Genomic DNA, 17,177 nt, shown 5'->3' on the forward strand with positions numbered 1-17,177 from the left:
CTAGCTGATCCCGCCCTCTGCGGCCTGTAATGGGTCGTGCGCCGCCGCAATTGCCCGCAACGGAGAGGTCCAGGCGACCAGGACCGCGAGGAAGCCGAGCAACCCCATCGCGACCATCGCAGGCCGTACGCCGAGCTGGCTGCCGAGCACACCGCCAAGGATCGACCCCAGCGTCCAGCCCACTCCCCAGGACAGCATCCGCCCGGCGGTGTTCACCCGGCCGAGCAACTGCTCCGGCGTCACCTGCTGGCGGTAGGAGATCGCATTGACGATCACCAGCACGTACGCCGAACCCCAAGCCAGCAACGCGATCGCGGCCAATGGCCAGGTCGGCATCAACGGGGTGACGATCCCGAGCACCGCCGAGACCGGGATCGCGTACAGGGTGATCGCGGCCGGCGGCAATCGCTTCAGCAGCCGGGGCAGCCCGACCGCGGCCGCCAGTCCCCCGATCCCCCACGCGCCCCAGACCAATCCGAACCGCAGCCCCGAAGTACCGACGTGCAGGGCGCGGTCCAACCAGACCACCATCAGTGCGACGAAGCCGCCGCCGGCGAACGACTGCAGGCTCCCTACGATCGTCATCGTCCGGACGCCCGGATGCCGGACCAGGAACCGAAGCCCCTCAGCGATGTCCTTGAACACCACTCCCGGCCGCAGCGGCGCCTGCCCATCCCGCTGCTCGGACATCGCCCGCACGATTCCCCGTACTGCGCTCGCCGACGCGACGAAGCTCAGGGCGTCGAGCGCGAGCAGGGTGGCCGGGTTGAGTACTGCGAGCACGAGCCCGGCCAGCGGCGGTACGAACAACTCGATCAGGCTCGCGGCGGTCCACACTGCCGCGTTCGCCTGGGCGACGCGAGCCCGCCCGACCAGGACGGGCAGCGCGCCGAAGTTCGCGCCGTCGAAGAACGTGTAGACCATCTGCACGACGAACCCGACCACCAGCACCTGCGGCACGGTCAGGATGCCGAGCCAGTGCGCCAGCGGGATGGAGCCGATCACGACCGCGTTGATCAGGTCCGCCGACACCATCACCCGCCGGCGGTTCCAGCGATCCGACAGCGCGCCCGCGAACAGCCCGGTCAGCAGGTACGGCGCTGCCTCCAGCGCGGTGACCAACGCGGTGAGGAAGGGCGAACCGCTCAGCCGGTAGACCAGCACGGGCAAGGCGACAGCCGTCACCATCGAACCGGTGATGGAGAGGGCCCGAGCCAGCCAGTACCGGCGGAAGTCCGGGTCGTCGCGCAATCTGTCGCTCACGGAGGTCATCCTGCGGCCTCAAGGGGACTGGAGGTCAAGGCTCATCCACATCAACTCGACACCCAGGTCTCTGGCCGGTGTCGTCCGGGGCAGTCCGAAGCCGTGCTTGCGGTAGAAGCCGATCGCCGGCTCGTTGGTGATCAGCACGTCCAGCAGGAGTTGCTCGGTTCCTGCCGGCAGAGCCGCGATCGCCCCGTCCAGCAAGGCCTTGCCGACGCCCTTGCCTTGATACTGCGGCAGCACGTACAGCTTCCACATCACCCAGAAGCCCTCCTCCTGCCCGAGCCCGACCATCCCCACGACCTTTTCGTCGTCGAGGGCGATCATGGTGATGCCTTGGCGGATGCCCCGGTCTACCGCCTCCGGGGACCACCAGGCGGCCAGGCCGTCGACGATGAACTCGGGCGACGCCAGGCCCTCGTACGCGACCGGCCAGGTCTTGAGACCGACCTCCCGTACGGCGTCGGCGTCGCCCGGCCAGGCGCGGCGTACTCGCATCACCCGTGGACTCGCACGATCAACCCGTCCGGGTCCACGACGGACAACCCGTCGGTCGCCTCCGTCGGCTCATACCCGGTCGCCACGAGCCGCCGTACGACCTCGTCCAGAGGTTCCGACGTGGAAAGCTCGAGCCGTACTTCGATCTCGGCCGCGGGTGGGTCGTAACGCACCAGCTCGGCGTTGTCGCCGCCAAGGGTCTGGAGGAAACGCTGCCAGGCGGCTTGATCCTGGACGGCCAGACGGGGCGTCACCGACCAGCGTGTGTCCGGGTGGGCGTCGTCCAACTTGTAGCCGTAGAGGTCCTTGCTGCGTTCGTCGATCCAGAGGGTGGTGTCATCGGGCCCGAGGACCGAGAGGACCCGTCCATAGGCCTCGTCCCAGATAGCGACCTCCTGGTAGCCGGCCGCTTCGAGCCGGCTCTTCAACTCGTCGATCTCATCGGCCTCGAAGGACAGTCGGGTGTCCCTCGCCTTGGCGCCGGTGCTGCTGCTGGCGGCATCGTGCAGCGCGACCATCCCGCGCCCCGCGACCATGTCGACCCAGCCGCCGCGCTCCGACTCGATCCGGGACCGCAGCCCCAAGGTCTCCAGGAACGCCCGCATCGCCGGTACGTCGGCGCTGAACCGCAGTGGTCGGACAACGATCTCGTTCATCCTTCGGCCTCTCCGTGCTCGTCCAGGTACTTCGTCAGGGCCTGCTCGACGAGGGCAGACAAGCTCGCGCCTTCGTCGATCGCCTTGTGCTTGACCCGTCGGATCAGGTCGGGCGGCAGGTAGACGTTGAACTGCACCTTCTTGGCAGCTTCCTCGGTCATGGCTATGATGCTAGCAATCTAGCGAGCTACCAAGCAAGGAGCGATCCGATGACACTGCGCTTCGACCACCTCGGCCTGGTCTCCGACACGGCGGAGAAGAACCAGGACCTGGCCGACTTCTTCTCTCGCGTGCTCGGCCTGGAGGTGTCGGGCGACGCCGCGGAGGGCTACGCGGAGGTGAAGGCCGGCGCCATCACGATCGCGCTGCACCGCGGTGCGATGATCGACGACGTCGCGCCACTCGGCGGCACCCTGCTGCAGTTCAGCAGCGACGACGTCCAGGCGGACATCGAGGCGATCCGCGCCCGCGGCGGCAAGATCGCCCTCGAGCCCATCACCACCGACTGGGGAACCACCTCCGCCTACGTCGCTGGCCCCAACGGAGTACTGGTCGAACTGTTCAGCGAGAACAGCTGAAGCTGGGCCAGCAGCGCGGTCTCGGCTGCCGGCCCAGGTTCCTCGAACGCGTCGGGTCAGACGGCGGTGAGTAAGGCGTCGTCCAGTTCCTTGAGGAGCTTGGCCTTCGGGCGGGCGCCGACGACGGACCAGATCAGCTCGCCGTGGTGGAACAGCATCAGGGTCGGCAGCGCCATCACGCGGTACTGCGCCGAGATGGACGGGTTCTCGTCGGAGTTCAGCTTCACCACGGAGAGCCGGTCCTTGCGCTCCTCCGCGATCTGGGCGAGCACCGGGACGATCTGGTGGCACGGCGGGCACCACTCGGCCCAGAAGTCCACCAGCACCGGCTTGTCCGCGCCCAGCACCACCTGGTCGAAGTTGGTCTCGTCGACAGATTGCAGCTCGCTCATAGTGTCTCTCTCACTCTCGTTCTCCAGCTTTCGGCATCGGTGAGGAGATCGGTCAGCCTGGCCCGCAGATCGGCCAGTTCGGCGATCCGCCGGTCCACCTCGGCGATCCGGGTCCGGTAGGCCGTCAGCGAGGCCGGGCAGACGTCCGCCCGGTCGTTGCCGGCCCGCAGGCACTCGATGAACGGGTAGGTCTGCTCCGCGGTGAGTCCGAGCGACAGCAAAGCCTTGATCTCGCGGACCACCAGCACGTCCTCGCCGCTGTAGGTCCGGTAGCCGTTGGCTTCCCGGTTGGGCTTCAGCAGGCCCTGCGATTCGTAGTACCGCACTGCCTTGACTGTCACGCCGGCCTCGGCCGCCAGGTCGCTGATATGCATCCCGCCTCCTCGACATCGACGCTAAACCCTGCCCTCAGGGTCAAGGTCAAGCCAGAATAGCCGCATGCTGCTCGGAAGCTTCGTCCATGACCTGGACCTCGACCTGACCGCGCCCACGCTGCAACGGACCTCGGTCCGCGGCGTGCTGTTCCGCGACGACCAACTGCTCCTGCTGGCGTCGCGGCACGGCGACTACAAGTTCCCGGGCGGAGGTGTCGAGGCGCGGGAGTCGATCCCCGCGGCGTTGCAGCGCGAGTTCCTCGAGGAGTGCGGCCTGCCCGGCGTCGAGATCGGCCTGGCCATCGGGATCACCACGGAGTACCTGCGCGCGATCGAACCGGAGTACGAGGTGTTCAAGCTGACCTCGCACTACTTCTACTGCTCCTCCGACGGCGAGCCCGGTGACCCACAACAACTGGAGGGCTACGAGGCCGAACTCGAGCTCGAACCCCGCTGGGTCACGGTGTCCGAGGCGCTGGCGGCGAACCGTGCGGTTCGGGCCGGCGGCGTCGGCGTCATGCGCTGGCTGGACCGCGAGATCCAGGTGCTGTCACACCTGGCCGACCTCTGACCGAACCCACTCCCCCAGCACCTTGGCACTCGCGTCGACCAAGGCGGGCCAATCCATCGCCGCCTCGTCGGCCGAGTCCGACACATGCTTCACAAGCCGAACCGGTACGCCGAACTCCCGGCAGGCGAACACGACGCCGTACGCCTCCATGTCGACCAGCTGCGCCCGCTCCGCCAGCTGCGCCTTGATCACCGGGTCGGTGACGAACACGTCCCCCGACGCGAGCACGGTCCCGTCGCCCCCGTCGACCTTCAGCGACTCCTGCGGGTCCAGCCCGATCGCCCGGACCGCGTCCGCGTTGATGTCGTGGTTGATCACCTCGCTCGGGAGGTAGAGCCCGGCCATCCCGTCGCGCAGCGCGCCCGTAGTACCGACGTTGAGCACGACTAGGTCTGTGGTGTCTCGCGCGGCCAGGGCACGGGAGACGGCCACTGCGGCAGCCGTCTTACCGATCCCCGTCACGACGACAGGAATCCCCTCCGGCACGTATCGAGCTTCCGCCCGAATCGCACTGACAACCAAGTACTCCGTCACGCGGCGAGCGTACCGGGCCTGGGATCAGCTGACGGTGACGGTGGGTTCGCCGCCGTCGACGGACTCGCCCATCTCCTCGGCGATGCGCATCGCCTCTTCGATCAGGGTCTCCACGATCTTGGACTCGGGGACCGTCTTGATCACCTCGCCCTTGACGAAGATCTGGCCCTTGCCGTTGCCGGAGGCAACACCCAGGTCGGCCTCGCGCGCCTCGCCCGGACCGTTGACGACACAGCCCATCACGGCGACGCGGAGCGGGACCTCCATGCCCTCGAGCCCGGCGGTGACCTGCTCGGCCAGCGTGTAGACGTCGACCTGGGCGCGACCGCAGGACGGGCAGGAGACGATCTCGAGCTTGCGCTCGCGCAGATTCAGCGACTGCAGGATCTGCAGGCCGACCTTGACCTCCTCGACCGGCGGCGCGGACAGCGAGACGCGGATCGTGTCGCCGATGCCCTTGGACAGCAGCGCGCCGAACGCGACAGACGACTTGATGGTCCCCTGGAACGCCGGGCCCGCCTCGGTGACACCGAGGTGCAGCGGCCAGTCGCCCCGCTCGGAGAGCAGTTCGTACGCCTTCACCATCACGACCGGGTCGTTGTGCTTGACCGAGATCTTGAAGTCGTGGAAGTCGTGCTCCTCGAACAGCGACGCCTCCCAGACGGCCGACTCGACCAGCGCCTCGGGAGTCGCCTTGCCGTACTTCTGCAGCAGCCGGGGGTCCAGTGAACCGGCGTTGACGCCGATCCGGATCGACGTACCGTGGTCCTTCGCGGCGGCCGCGATCTCCTTGATCTGGTCGTCGAACTTGCGGATGTTGCCCGGGTTCACCCGGACCGCGGCGCAGCCGGCCTCGATCGCGGCGAACACGTACTTCGGCTGGAAGTGGATGTCGGCGATCACCGGGATCTGCGAGTGCTCGGCGATCTCCGGCAGCGCGTCCGCGTCGTCCTGCGACGGGCAGGCGACCCGCACGATGTCGCAGCCGGCCGCGGTGAGCTCCGCGATCTGCTGCAGCGTCGTGTTCACGTCCGAGGTCAGCGTGGTCGTCATCGACTGCACGGACACCGGCGCGTCACCGCCGACCAGCACCTTGCCCACCTTGATCTGGCGGGTCCTGCGGCGTGGCGCGAGGGTCGGAGGAGGCAGCGCGGGCATGCCCAGGGAGATGCTCATGTGTCCTTTAACCGTTGAGAGTTATCCGTTGAAGAGCTTGATCGGGTTGACGATGTCGGCGATGACGAGCAGCACGCCCATCACCACGATGAAACTGGCCGCCACGTACGCGATCGGCAGCAGCTTGGCGACGTCGACGTACCCCGGGTCGGGCCGGCCGAACAGCTTGGCGAACCCGCGCCGGATGCCTTCCCAGATGGCGCCGATCATGTGGCCGCCGTCCAGCGGCAGCAACGGGATGAAGTTGAACAGCGCCAGGAAGAGGTTCAGCGAGGCGAGCAGCGAGATCAGGAAGGCGATCCGCTCGCCCCCGGTCAGCGAGTTGTTGGACGCGACCTCACCGGCGACCCGGCTGGCGCCGACGACGCTCATCGGGCTGTCCTGGTCGCGGTCGCCGCCGACGATCGACTTGGCGACGCCGACCAGCTTCTCCGGGAAGTTGCCGAGCGCCTTGACCGTGGCCACGGTCAGCTCGCCCATCTTGTCGACGACGAAACCGAAGTCCTGCCGCTCGACCTTCTGCTCCGGGGAGACGCCGAGGAAGCCGACCGAGACGATCTTGTCGGAGCCGGCCTTCTCCACCACCTGGTTCAGGATGGTGTTGGTCTGCAGCCTGGTCTGCTGGCCGTTGCGCTCGACGACGATGACGGCGGGCTTGTCGGTGTTCGCCCGGATCAGCGGGGTCAGGTCGTCCCAGCTGCTGATCGTGGTCCCGTTGAACGACAGGATCTTGTCGCCCACCTGGAACCCGGCCGCCTTGGCGGGCGACTCCTTGTCCGCCGGCTGACACTTGCGATCCGCGGACGCCTGATCGGCCGGAATCACGCAGTCCGTGACCGTGGCGACCGTGGTCTGCGGGACGTCGGTGCCGTACAGCATGAACAGGCCGGTGAACAGCCCGAACGCGATCGCGACGTTCACCAGCGGACCCGACGCCATCACGATCAGCTTCTTCCACCACACCTTCTGGTAGAACAGCCGGCCGTCGTCCGCCGGATCGATCGTCTCGTACTCCGCGCTGCGGGCGTTCTCCACCAGCGACTGGATCGGGCCGGTGTTGGCCTTGCGGACCTTCGACGGGTCCTGCCCCTTGGCCGGCGGCATCATCCCGATGATCCGGACGAACCCACCCGCGGGGATCAGCTTGAACCCGTACTCCGTCTCGCCGCGCTTGGTGGACCACACCGTGCGGCCGAAGCCGACGAAGAACTGGGTCACCTTCATGCCGAACGCCTTCGCGGGCAGCATGTGACCCATCTCATGCAGCGCCACCGACGCCAGGATGCCGACCACGAACAGCACGACACCGATGAGTGTGAGGAGTGCGCTCATGCCTTTGTCGTCTCCTGGCCCTGGTCGTTCGCGGTGGCGGTCAGTTCGCGGGCCCGGGCCCGCGCCCAGGCGTCCGCAGCGAGTACATCGTCGATGGACAGTTCCTCGTACGAGGGTACGTCGTGTTCGGTCACAACCCGGGCCACGGTGTCGACGATCCCCAGGAACGGCAACCGCCCCTCCCGGAACGCCTCCACACAGACCTCGTTGGCAGCATTCAGTACCGCGGGCGCCGTGCCGCCGCGTTCCCCGGTCTCCCGGGCCAGCTGGACCGCGGGGAACGCCTCGTTGTCGAGCGGCTCGAACTCCCAGCTGGTGGCCGTGGTCCAGTCACACGCCGGCGCTGCGTCCGGAATCCGGTCGGGCCAGCCCAGTGCCAGGGCGATCGGCAGCCGCATGTCCGGCGGGGACGCCTGGACCACGGTCGAGCCGTCCACGAACTCGACCATCGAGTGCACGATCGACTGCGGGTGCACGACGACGTCGATCCGGTCCATCGGGAGTCCGTAGAGCAGGTGGGCCTCGATCACCTCCAGCCCCTTGTTCACCAGGTTGGCGGAGTTGATCGTGATCACCGGGCCCATGTCCCAGGTCGGGTGGTTCATCGCCTGCTCCGGTGTCACGTCGGCCATCTCGGCCCGGCTCCGGCCGCGGAAGGGGCCGCCACTCGCGGTCACCAGCAGACGGCGTACCTCATCGGCTGTGCCGCTGCGCAGGCACTGGGCGATCGCGGAGTGCTCGGAGTCGACCGGCACGATCTGGCCGGGCTTGACCCGCTTGACGACCAGCGGCCCCCCGATGACGAGGGACTCCTTGTTCGCCAGCGCAAGCGTCGTACCGGCGTCCAGCGCGGCCAGAGTCGGTTTCAGCCCGACGGATCCGGTGATGCCGTTGAGAACGACGTCACAGGCCAGCCCGGCCAACTCGGTGGAGGCATCAGGGCCGGTGAGGATCTTGGGGATCCGGAACTCTCCCTGGGCGTAACCGCGGCGCTGCGCCTCGGCGTAGAAGGCGAGTTGGAGATCCTGCGCGACCGTGGCCCTGGCGACGCCGACGACCTCGACCTCGAACTCCAGCGCCTGCCGGGCCAGGAGGCTGACGTTGTCGCCGCCTGCGGAGATGGCAAGTACGCGGAACCGGTCGCGGTTGCGCCCGATCAGCTCCAGGGCCTGGGTCCCGACCGAGCCGGTCGAGCCGAGGATGACGACGGTTCGCGGATTCACGCGGCCATTGTTCCAGGTTCCGGACAGTTCTCGGAGACGGCTGGCGCAAGCGGATGACCAGGGTGCGGCGCTACCTTTGCTCCTATGAGTCTGGAACAGCCGCCGCCCGGCCATCGGGCATCCGACCGCGACCGCGAGCACGCCGCCTCGATGATCCAGGAGGCCCACAGCGACGGCCGGCTGGACTTCGAGGAGATGGACCAGCGGCTGACCCAGATCTACTCGGCCAAGACCCAGCTCGAGCTCCGCACCGCGACCGCCGACCTGGTCCCGGTCGCGCACGGGAGCGCCGCCGAGCTCACCATCCGCGCCAAGCACAGCTCCCAGAAGCGCGAGGGTGCGTGGACCGTGCCGGAGCGGATCACCGCCCTCCCCGAGCACTCGTCGGTGAAGCTCGACTTCACCGACGCCGTCGTGCGCTGGCCCGAGATCCAGGTCGAGGTCCGCCCGAAGCACAGCTCCGTGCTGATGATCGTTCCGGAGGGCTGGAGCGTCGACATCGACCAGATCGACATGGTCGGCAGCAGCTCCACGAACAAAGCCGGTACTCCGAAGGCCGGGGGCGTCCGCCTCCGCGTCACCGGCGAGGCCCGCTACAGCAGCATCGTCGTCCGCCACCCGCGCAAACGCCACTGGTGGTGGCCCTGGTACCGCAAGTGAGGTGATCCACAGGTTGTTTGTGGGGTTTGCCTCAGGTCGCTCGGGTGCGGTTGACGCTAGCGTGGCGGCATGACGGTTTCGCTGGATCTCGTGGACGTGGACTCGCTGCTCACCGAAGAGGAAGTCGCCATCAGGGCGACGGCCCGCCGGTTCGCGGACGAGCGGCTGCGGCCGCACCTGCCGGAGTGGTTCGAGTCGGCGACCATCCCCGCACGGGATCTGGCGAAGGAGCTTGGCGCGCTCGGGCTGCTCGGGATGCACCTGACCGGGTACGGCTGCGCCGGGCTCGGGCCTGTCGCCTATGGCCTGGCCTGTCTGGAGATCGAGGCGGCCGACTCGGGGATGCGGTCGCTCGTCAGCGTGCAGGGATCGCTCGCGATGTACGCGATCTGGAAGTACGGCAGTGAGGAGCAGAAGACCGAGTGGCTCCCCCGGATGGCCGCGGGTGAGGCGATCGGGTGCTTCGGGCTGACCGAGCCGGACTTCGGGTCCAACCCCGGCGGCATGCGGACGAACGCCCGGCGCGACGGCGACGACTGGGTGCTGAACGGCTCGAAGATGTGGATCACCAACGGCTCCGTGGCCGACGTGGCCGTCGTCTGGGCCCGGACGGACGACGGTGTGCGCGGGTTCGCCGTACCGACTGACACGCCTGGGTTCTCCGCGCCGGAGATCACCCGGAAGATGTCGCTGCGGGCGTCGGTGACCTCGGAGCTGATCCTGGACGACGTCCGGCTGCCGGCGTCGGCGATGTTGCCGGAGGCCCGTGGTCTGTCCGGGCCGCTGGGCTGCCTGAACGAGGCGCGTTTCGGCATCATCTTCGGCGCGATGGGCGCGGCCCGCGACTGCCTGGAGACCGCGCTGGACTATGCGGCCGAGCGGCAGGTGTTCGACAAGCCACTCTCGGCGTACCAGTTGACCCAGGCGAAGTTCGCGGACATGGCGGTCGAGCTGAACAAGGGAATCCTGCTCGCGGTCCACCTCGGCCGGCTGAAGGAGAAGGGGTCGCTGCGCCCCGAGCAGGTCAGTGTCGGCAAGCTGAACAACGTCCGCGAGGCGATCGCGATCGCCCGCGAGTGCCGCACGATCCTGGCCGCGAACGGCATCAGCGGCGAGTACCCGGTGATGCGGCACGCGAACAACCTCGAGTCAGTTCTCACCTACGAGGGCACCTCCGAGGTCCACCAGCTGGTGATCGGCCAAGCCCTCACCGGCCAGGCCGCCTTCCGCTGATCCCGCTTCGCCGTGCTGACTGAGCCGCGAGTTGATCGCGGTGCGCTGCTCCGGTCCGTTCGTGAGTTGTATGGGCTGCACTTCGAGGAGTTGCAGTTCATTCCCCTGGGCTGGGTTTCGGCCGGCTACTCGGTGAACGCTGGAGACGAGCAGTACTTCCTCAAGTTGTGGCCTGGCGGTCGGGATGCGGCCGGCGCGGTGGCTCGGCTGCCGTTCGTGCGGGAGCTTCACGAAGCAGGCTTCCGAGCTCGCCTCCCCTATCCCGTGCCCACCCGAGCAGGGGAACTCTCCGGCTCGGTGCCGGCCGGAGTCGTCGCACTGTTCCCGTTCCTGCCGGGTGCCACGCCTGCGGATTGGCCGAAGTGGCCCGATGCCGTCCTCGACGAGCTCGGCAGGGTTCTGGCGGCGCTCCACTCGGCCACCCCTTCCGTCGTGCTCCCCCGCGAACACTTCTCCCTGGCTGTCGCGGACGAGCTCCGGCTCCACCTGGGCGAGCGAATCGTTCGACCCGAGCGGGCCGCCCTGATGGATCAGCTGGAACTGCTGGAGCGGTTGCAGTCCGCAGTACGCGGATTGCCGCAACGGTTCGTGGTGTGCCACGCGGACTTGGCCGGGGACAATCTGCTGGTCGACGAGCACGGGCGCCTCAGCGCACTCGATTGGGACAGCGCGATGCTCGCGCCGGCGGAGTGCGACCTCGCTTTGCTGCTCCACGGCGAGCAGCCTGTCGACGGGAACGTACTGCGCCGGGTGCTCGCCGTCTACCCCGTGGACAAGCCACTCGAACTGGACCTGTTCGCGTTCTTCCTGCTGCGCCGGTACGTCTCGGACTACACGGCGCGAGTGGTCCGCCTGCTGCACGGTTCGCCTGACGCGGCCGACGCCGAGGAAGCCCGCGAAGGCATGCGCACCTGGGGATCCGCCCAGTGGGAGCGGCTGGACGCCACCCTCTCGATCGCGCGCGGTGCCTTGCTGGATCGCTGACCAACGCCTACGCACTCTGGCGGCTGGACGGCAGTACATCCGGCGGGAGCGGCCGCCGAGCCTCGCCCCGGCGTGCTGTGGAGTTGGCCAGTGCCCAAGCAGCCATCATCGGCACGGTGCCGGCCCCGGCGGACAGGACGGAGCTCAGCGCGATGTCGAGTGGCAACCAGCCGAGCAGCAGAGCCGGAACCAGCCATGGCCTGTACCCGTCGCGCAGGAAGGCAACGCCGAGCAGCACCGATCCGACCACGGCCAGCAGGAAGCCGGGCATGCCTGCAGCGATGTAGGCGACGTCCAATCCGAGCCAGAAGAACCCGAAGAGTCCGAGGACCATGAGGGCGAGGCCGGGCAATGTCAGCCGCCAGCCCCACCGCTCCAGGCGCCGTGGGTGACGGCTGCGACTGACCTGCAGCGCGCTGAGAGCGGTCGCGGCGATCAGCACCGGCCACACCTTGCCGTACGCCCGATAGACCGTGTCTACGTCCGACCAGTCGAGCAGCGGCCGCAATGCTCGAGCAGCGGGCTCGGCCCACCACTGGACGGCTCCACTCTCCAGGTCCTCCTTTCCGTCGGGTGTCGCGAACCGTGCCAGTGCGTGCAACGGCGCGAGAACGGCACCGACTCCGGTGGGCACCCAGACCCACCCACTGGTTTGCCGCTGTTCAGGACTCATCTCTGCCTCCTCGGGACGCATCGTTCGCCGCGACCGTAATTCGAGTAGTGCGGCTGGGGCGTCGGCTCCCGGGTCGGTGCCTTCTCCATCTTTGGGTTGACCCGTCACGCCGCGCGCGGATCTACCATCGAGGCGTGAGGTGGGGATACCCGCCGGCGCTACGGCAGGCCGTAGTACCGGCGGCACTGGGCATTGTTGCGACCGTCGAGCTCCTGGCGCTCGATCTGCCGGGCACGGCCACGGCGCTGGTGATCGACTGGACCGCCTGCGCATTGCTGGTACTGCGTGGGCGGTTCCCGCTGGCCGCTTGCACCCTTGCGGGTCTCGTTCTGCTCATCCCCGTGGGTGAGGTCGATGAGGCCGCCGCGCCGATCCTCATCCTCGCGCTGGCGACCATCACGATCGCCCGGCGGGTTGGTGGCGTGCGCGCGCTGACGCCACTCGCGTTGTTCCTCGCCGCGCTGGCCTGGGGATATCTGCGCCTCGATCAACCGGTGGACGTGTCCGATCTGGTGTTCGTGTCGGCTGTCGTGCTGCCGCCTTACGCGTTCGGCCGGCTGATGCGTTCACTCGACGCCCGGAACGTGCGGCTGGCCGAACAGGCCGAGCTCCTCGTCAGGCATCAGGAACTGGTACGGCGGGAGGCGGTCGCGGCCGAGCGGGCCCGGATCGCGCGCGACCTACACGACGTCATGGCCCACTCGGTCAGCGCGATGGTGGTGCAGGCTGCTGCTGCTCGCGACCTCCTACGCAACGATGTCACCGGCGCCGAGGCTGCGATCGACGAAGTCACTGCCGTGGGGCGCGAGGCGCTCGGTGAGACCGGGAGGTTGCTGCGGCTGATTCGGGACACCGACGACGATGACGAGGCGGCTGCACCACTTGGACTCGACCGCTTGCAGGAGCTCGTCGACCGGTTCCGCCGGAGCGGGCTGCAGGTGGACCTCACCGTCGAAGGTCAGCTCGCGGCGCTTCCGGCCGACGTCGACGTGTCGGGCTATCGGATCGTCCAGGAAGCGCTGACCAACGCACTCCGCTACGCCACCGACCGGATCGCGTCGATGCGGATCACCCGCACGGCGACGGAGCTGCGGATCCGCGTCGAGAACCCGGCCTCAGGTACTCCGGACAGTGGCGGCGGACTGGGACTGCTCGGAATGGGCGAGCGGGTTGCGGTTCTCGGTGGTCGCCTCACCCACGGTCGCAGCGACGACGGATCCTTCGTGCTGACCGCCGACCTGCCGGTCGTCCGATGAACAGCGTCGTGATCGCGGACGACCAGGACCTGGTGCGATCCGGCCTGGCGCTGGTGCTGGAAGTCCGTGGTTTCAGCGTGGTCGCCGAGGCGGCGGACGGCAGGAAGGCGATCGAGGCTGTGCGGCGTACGGATGCGGACGTGGTTCTGATGGACATCCGGATGCCCGTTCTCGACGGAATCGGCGCGACCCGCGAGCTCGTCCGGCTCGGTTGCCGAACCAAGATCCTGATGCTGACCACGTACGACCTCGACGAGTACGTGTACTACGCGCTCCGGGCCGGGGCAGCCGGATTCCTGCTGAAGGCGACGCCGCCCGACGTACTCGCCGCCGGCATCCGGACCGTGGCCGCGGGCGAGGCGTTGTTGGCGCCCAGCATCACCACCCGGCTGATCGAGGAGCACATCGGCAGACCACCCCCGGTGACGGGCCTGCCTCCAGGGTTGGCATCCCTGACCGCGCGGGAAGTCGCTGTGCTCACGGAGATCGCGCGCGGCCGGTCGAACGACGAGATCGCCTCGGTCCTGGTAGTCAGCGAGGCCACCGTCAAGACGCATGTCAACCACATCCTGGCCAAGCTCGATCTCCGCAACCGCGTCCAGGCGGTCGTCCTCGCCTATGAGACGGGCTTGGTCACGCCTGGCCGCTGATGCTGTTCGATGTCAGTGGTTTGAGCAGGTATTCGCAGAGGTCTCGGTGGCTGCGGATGATGTTGCCGTCGGCGTCCTTCTCGGTCCACTCGTCCAGCACCTGGCCGTTCGTCCACTGCTCATAGCCCAGGCGTTCGTACAACCTGCGGGCGCCGGGATTGTCCAGCCCGACGGCCAGGCCGACGTACGCGCGGCCCCACTCCGCGGCGATCCCCTCGGCCGCGGCGACGATCGCAGTACCGATGCCTTGGCTTTGCACGTAGGCGTGCAGAGCGTTGATCTCGGCCGGCTCGTACTTCGCCTGGACCATCGGGTACTTCGACTCGCGCAGCAGCATGGTGTGTCCGACGACGGCACCGTCTCGGCGTGCGAGGAGGAAGAGGGCTTCGCCGCGGACTTGTTGTGCCCAGCGTTCGCGGAGGTGTTCGCGAGCGGCGGGATGCTGCTCTGCCTCGATCAGCTGGTCCACTTCCGCACTGGTGGCCGGTCTGACGTCCATCCACCGACCGTAACCACTGAAGGCGCCTCGGGCCGAACCATTTACGGCGCGGGTGAGCCGGTTTAAGGCTGGCTGAAGAGTTCGGGCGACAGTGGCGGTACGGAACACGAAGGGCGGGCGTGATGACGGATAGGAACAGGGAGTTGCTGGAGCGGCTCTGGCCGATGGACGGGCAGTTGGCGCTGTCCGCCGAGGCCGAACACGAGATGCGCGCGGAGGACTACGTCATGGAGATGCCGCAGTCCGGCGAACGCATCGTCGGCCGGGACACGATGCGGGCGATGCAGCAGGAGTACCCCGCGCCGCCCTCGATCCAGATCCAGCGCATCATCGGCTCCGGCGACCACTTCGTGGTGATGGGCCGCTCCGACTACAGCGGCGACATCTACTACGTCGCCAACATCGTCGAGTTCAGCGACGGCCGCATAGCCAAGGAAACCCGCTTTTACGCCACCCCTTTTGACCCGCCACCCTGGCGAGCCAAATACACCGACCCCACCTAGTGACCCAGAGCACTAGAACTACTTGGCAACCTCCGTGGCGCGGGACTCCCGTACGACAGTGACGCGGATCTGCCCCGGATAGGTCAGCTCCTCCTCGACCTGCTTGGCGATATCCCGCGCCATCACCTGAGCGGCGATGTCATCCACCGCATCAGGCATCACCATCACCCGGATCTCCCGCCCGGCCTGCATCGCGAACACCTTCTCCACCCCGTCGTGGTGCATCGCGATCTCCTCGAGCCGCTCGAGCCGCTGCACGTATGCCTCCAGCGACTCGCGTCGCGCCCCCGGCCGGCCGCCGCTGACGGCATCCGCCGCCTGCGTCAGGACCGCCTCGACCGTGCGAACCTCGACCTCGTTGTGGTGCGCCTCGATGCAGTGCACGACGTCGTCGTCCTCGCCGTACTTGCGCGCCAGATCCGCCCCGACGATCGCGTGGCTGCCCTCGGACTCGTGCGTCAGCGCCTTCCCGATGTCATGCAGGAACGCCCCGCGCTTGCACCGCTTGACGTCCAGCCCGAGCTCGGCCGCCATCATCCCCGCGATGTGCGCCGACTCGATCAGGTGCTTCAACACGTTCTGCCCGTACGACGTCCGGTACCGCAGCAGGCCCATCGTCCGGATCAGCTCCGGGTGGAGATCCGTGATCCCCACCTCCGCCATCGCGTCCTCGGCGGCCCGCTCGCACAGCTCGGCCACCTCGCCCTTGCTGCGTTCGTAGATCTCCTCGATCCGGCTCGGGTGGATCCGCCCGTCGAGTACCAGCGAGTCCAGCGTCAGCCGCGCGGTCTCCCGGCGTACCGGGTCGAAGCAGGACAGCAGCACCGCTTCCGGGGTGTCGTCGATGATCAGGTTGACGCCGGTGGTCTGCTCGAAGGACCGGATGTTGCGCCCTTCGCGACCGATGATCCGGCCCTTCATGTCGTCGCTCGGCAGGTGCACCACGGAGACGACGGACTCGCTGGTCTGCTCGGACGCCAGCCGCTGCACCGCGCCGGTGATGATCTTGCGGGCCTTGATCTCGCCCTCGTCCTGCGCCTGCCGCTCGATGTCGCGGACGATCGTGTGCGCGTGCCGCTTCGCCTCCGCCTCGATGGCGGCGACCAGCTCGGCCCTCGCCTGCTCGGTGGTGAGGTTCGCGACGCCCTCCAGGATCCGGCGGCGCTCCTCCTCGAGGTCGCGGATCTCGGCCTTGCGGCGATCCAGCTCGGCCAGCTGGGCGGTCAGCCCGGTCTGGCGTTCCTCGATGCTCCGGTGCTGCTCGTCGAGGCGCTCCTCGCGCTCGGTCAGCCGGTGTTCGCGCCGCTCCATCTCGAGCCGCTGCTCGCGCAGGTCGTCGCGGATCGACTGGGCCTCGGACTCGGCCTCCCGCCGTACGTCGGACGCCCGCAGCTCGGCCTCCCGCCGTGCCTCGGACGCGCGTTCCTCGGCGCCACGCCGGATCTCCTCGGCGCGCTGCTCGGCCGCCTCGGCCCGGACCCGCAGTACGGCGGCCTCTTCCTCGGCCTGGCGGCGGACGAGCTCGGCGGCGGACTTGGCGCCGGAAGTGATGGTGGCTGCCTCGAGCCTCGCGTTCGCCTCGGCGGCGGTCGCGGCCGCGGTCGCGTCGGCGACCTTGCGGCGGGACAGCGTGAAGCCGATCCAGGCAAGCAGGCCGACGATCAGCAACCCGATCAGGACGAGCCCGACTGATGCCGCCGTCGGCAGGGCCGCGAGTGACATCGGCGTCTCCCCTCTTCGAGTCGCGCCCTGAGGGGCGTGACTTTGTCAACGTGGAAGGGATGCGCCACTGAGCGGTGGACAGGCAGCCGGATGACGGTACGGCGAATCGCACCACCAGGTTCGGAGGTGCCTGATCCGTGGTGGCCGGTCCTGTCCCGTCCCACCCTGTCCAGTTCCACCCTGGACGGTTCGTCCTGGATGGATCCGTCCTGGATGGTTCCGTCCGTCAGGACAGTCCCGCCCGCACAGCGGATCCTTCGCTATCACGGTCCCGTTCGCGCCGGCGTGACCTGTCGACTGCGACTGGCCCGTCCGCCGCGGCGGTTCCGTCCCATCCGACGGCGATGAAGGTCGCCGTCGTCCGTTTCTCTAAGCTCGGTCGAGCGTTGGTCTCGCGTCA

At 68.3% G+C, this 17,177-nt stretch carries 21 protein-coding genes; 8 read left to right on the top strand and 13 right to left on the bottom strand.

The features are described 5' to 3' along the window. The 4 genes from EV644_RS06055 to EV644_RS06070 are packed head-to-tail and all read right to left on the bottom strand — an operon-like array spanning position 1 to position 2,578. Positions 1-1,263: an MFS transporter gene (locus EV644_RS06055; RefSeq protein ID WP_158292751.1), complete on the bottom strand. Its 1,263-nt coding sequence runs from the start codon at positions 1,261-1,263 to the stop codon at positions 1-3. A gap of 18 nt (positions 1,264-1,281) precedes the next feature. Further along, the gene (locus EV644_RS06060) at positions 1,282-1,761 is read right to left on the bottom strand and encodes a GNAT family N-acetyltransferase (RefSeq protein ID WP_132188155.1); all 480 of its coding nucleotides are present in this window, start codon (positions 1,759-1,761) and stop codon (positions 1,282-1,284) included. Continuing rightward, positions 1,761-2,417: a VOC family protein gene (locus EV644_RS06065; protein WP_132188154.1), complete on the bottom strand. Its 657-nt coding sequence runs from the start codon at positions 2,415-2,417 to the stop codon at positions 1,761-1,763. The genes EV644_RS06060 and EV644_RS06065 overlap by 1 nt, the downstream gene beginning before the upstream one ends. Next, entirely contained in the window at positions 2,414-2,578 is a 165-nt protein-coding gene (locus EV644_RS06070) for a ribbon-helix-helix domain-containing protein (protein ID WP_132188153.1), read from the bottom strand. Before EV644_RS06070 ends, EV644_RS06065 begins: the two co-directional genes overlap by 4 nt. A gap of 48 nt (positions 2,579-2,626) precedes the next feature. On the opposite strand from EV644_RS06070, the gene EV644_RS06075 reads away from it, so the two are divergent. Beyond that, entirely contained in the window at positions 2,627-2,995 is a 369-nt protein-coding gene (locus EV644_RS06075; RefSeq protein WP_132188152.1) for a VOC family protein, read from the top strand. Positions 2,996-3,051: 56 nt separating this feature from the next. On the opposite strand, the gene trxA is transcribed toward EV644_RS06075, so the two are convergent. Continuing rightward, positions 3,052-3,387 carry a thioredoxin gene (trxA, locus tag EV644_RS06080; protein WP_132188151.1) on the bottom strand — a complete coding sequence of 112 codons (336 nt, stop codon included), beginning with the start codon at positions 3,385-3,387 and terminating at the stop codon, positions 3,052-3,054. Then, positions 3,384-3,761: a MerR family transcriptional regulator gene (locus EV644_RS06085; RefSeq protein ID WP_132188150.1), complete on the bottom strand. Its 378-nt coding sequence runs from the start codon at positions 3,759-3,761 to the stop codon at positions 3,384-3,386. The genes trxA and EV644_RS06085 overlap by 4 nt, the downstream gene beginning before the upstream one ends. A gap of 64 nt (positions 3,762-3,825) precedes the next feature. On the opposite strand from EV644_RS06085, the gene EV644_RS06090 reads away from it, so the two are divergent. Beyond that, on the top strand, positions 3,826-4,332 hold the full coding sequence (locus EV644_RS06090) for an NUDIX domain-containing protein (protein ID WP_132188149.1): 507 nt from the start codon (positions 3,826-3,828) through the stop codon (positions 4,330-4,332). Here the strand turns inward: EV644_RS06090 and EV644_RS06095 are convergent. From EV644_RS06095 to dxr, 4 genes are read right to left on the bottom strand one after another with little or no spacing between them, the layout of a single operon-like run. Beyond that, entirely contained in the window at positions 4,312-4,866 is a 555-nt protein-coding gene (locus tag EV644_RS06095) for a nucleosidase (RefSeq protein WP_132188148.1), read from the bottom strand. The genes EV644_RS06090 and EV644_RS06095 overlap by 21 nt on opposite strands. A 24-nt stretch (positions 4,867-4,890) precedes the next feature. Beyond that, positions 4,891-6,042: a flavodoxin-dependent (E)-4-hydroxy-3-methylbut-2-enyl-diphosphate synthase gene (gene ispG, locus EV644_RS06100; protein ID WP_132188147.1), complete on the bottom strand. Its 1,152-nt coding sequence runs from the start codon at positions 6,040-6,042 to the stop codon at positions 4,891-4,893. 21 nt (positions 6,043-6,063) lie between these two features. After that, on the bottom strand, positions 6,064-7,374 hold the full coding sequence (locus EV644_RS06105) for a M50 family metallopeptidase (protein ID WP_132188146.1): 1,311 nt from the start codon (positions 7,372-7,374) through the stop codon (positions 6,064-6,066). Then, positions 7,371-8,597, bottom strand: coding sequence for a 1-deoxy-D-xylulose-5-phosphate reductoisomerase (dxr, locus tag EV644_RS06110; protein ID WP_132188145.1), 1,227 nt, complete (start codon positions 8,595-8,597; stop codon positions 7,371-7,373). Before dxr ends, EV644_RS06105 begins: the two co-directional genes overlap by 4 nt. An 84-nt stretch (positions 8,598-8,681) precedes the next feature. Between dxr and EV644_RS06115 the strand changes: the two genes are divergently transcribed. The 3 genes from EV644_RS06115 to EV644_RS06125 all read left to right on the top strand — a co-directional run bounded on the left by EV644_RS06115 (position 8,682) and on the right by EV644_RS06125 (position 11,474). Next, on the top strand, positions 8,682-9,257 hold the full coding sequence (locus tag EV644_RS06115) for a DUF1707 SHOCT-like domain-containing protein (RefSeq protein ID WP_132188144.1): 576 nt from the start codon (positions 8,682-8,684) through the stop codon (positions 9,255-9,257). A gap of 69 nt (positions 9,258-9,326) precedes the next feature. Continuing rightward, the gene (locus tag EV644_RS06120; protein WP_132188143.1) at positions 9,327-10,490 is read left to right on the top strand and encodes an acyl-CoA dehydrogenase family protein; all 1,164 of its coding nucleotides are present in this window, start codon (positions 9,327-9,329) and stop codon (positions 10,488-10,490) included. A gap of 66 nt (positions 10,491-10,556) precedes the next feature. Further along, positions 10,557-11,474 carry an aminoglycoside phosphotransferase family protein gene (locus EV644_RS06125; RefSeq protein WP_158292752.1) on the top strand — a complete coding sequence of 306 codons (918 nt, stop codon included), beginning with the start codon at positions 10,557-10,559 and terminating at the stop codon, positions 11,472-11,474. A 7-nt stretch (positions 11,475-11,481) separates the two neighbouring features. On the opposite strand, the gene EV644_RS06130 is transcribed toward EV644_RS06125, so the two are convergent. Further along, the gene (locus tag EV644_RS06130; protein WP_158292753.1) at positions 11,482-12,147 is read right to left on the bottom strand and encodes a hypothetical protein; all 666 of its coding nucleotides are present in this window, start codon (positions 12,145-12,147) and stop codon (positions 11,482-11,484) included. Between the two features lie 134 nt (positions 12,148-12,281). Here EV644_RS06130 and EV644_RS06135 point away from each other — a divergent pair, with 134 nt between their 5' ends. Together EV644_RS06135 and EV644_RS06140 are read left to right on the top strand one after the other, a co-directional pair. Beyond that, positions 12,282-13,403: a sensor histidine kinase gene (locus EV644_RS06135; protein ID WP_158292754.1), complete on the top strand. Its 1,122-nt coding sequence runs from the start codon at positions 12,282-12,284 to the stop codon at positions 13,401-13,403. Continuing rightward, positions 13,400-14,053, top strand: a complete 654-nt coding sequence (locus EV644_RS06140; protein WP_132188139.1) for a response regulator — start codon at positions 13,400-13,402, stop codon at positions 14,051-14,053. The genes EV644_RS06135 and EV644_RS06140 overlap by 4 nt, the downstream gene beginning before the upstream one ends. Here the strand turns inward: EV644_RS06140 and EV644_RS06145 are convergent. Continuing rightward, on the bottom strand, positions 14,037-14,552 hold the full coding sequence (locus EV644_RS06145; RefSeq protein ID WP_132188138.1) for a GNAT family N-acetyltransferase: 516 nt from the start codon (positions 14,550-14,552) through the stop codon (positions 14,037-14,039). The genes EV644_RS06140 and EV644_RS06145 overlap by 17 nt on opposite strands. 122 nt (positions 14,553-14,674) lie before the next feature. On the opposite strand from EV644_RS06145, the gene EV644_RS06150 reads away from it, so the two are divergent. Further along, positions 14,675-15,055 (top strand): nuclear transport factor 2 family protein, encoded by a 381-nt coding sequence (locus EV644_RS06150; RefSeq protein ID WP_132188137.1) that lies wholly within the window; start codon positions 14,675-14,677, stop codon positions 15,053-15,055. A gap of 18 nt (positions 15,056-15,073) precedes the next feature. On the opposite strand, the gene rny is transcribed toward EV644_RS06150, so the two are convergent. After that, the gene (gene rny, locus EV644_RS06155) at positions 15,074-16,777 is read right to left on the bottom strand and encodes a ribonuclease Y (RefSeq protein WP_132188136.1); all 1,704 of its coding nucleotides are present in this window, start codon (positions 16,775-16,777) and stop codon (positions 15,074-15,076) included. Positions 16,778-17,177 lie beyond the last annotated feature (400 nt).

Origin of the sequence: Kribbella orskensis, from assembly GCF_004342085.1 — a bacterium.
GTDB classification, from domain to species: Bacteria; Actinomycetota; Actinomycetes; order Propionibacteriales; family Kribbellaceae; genus Kribbella; species Kribbella orskensis.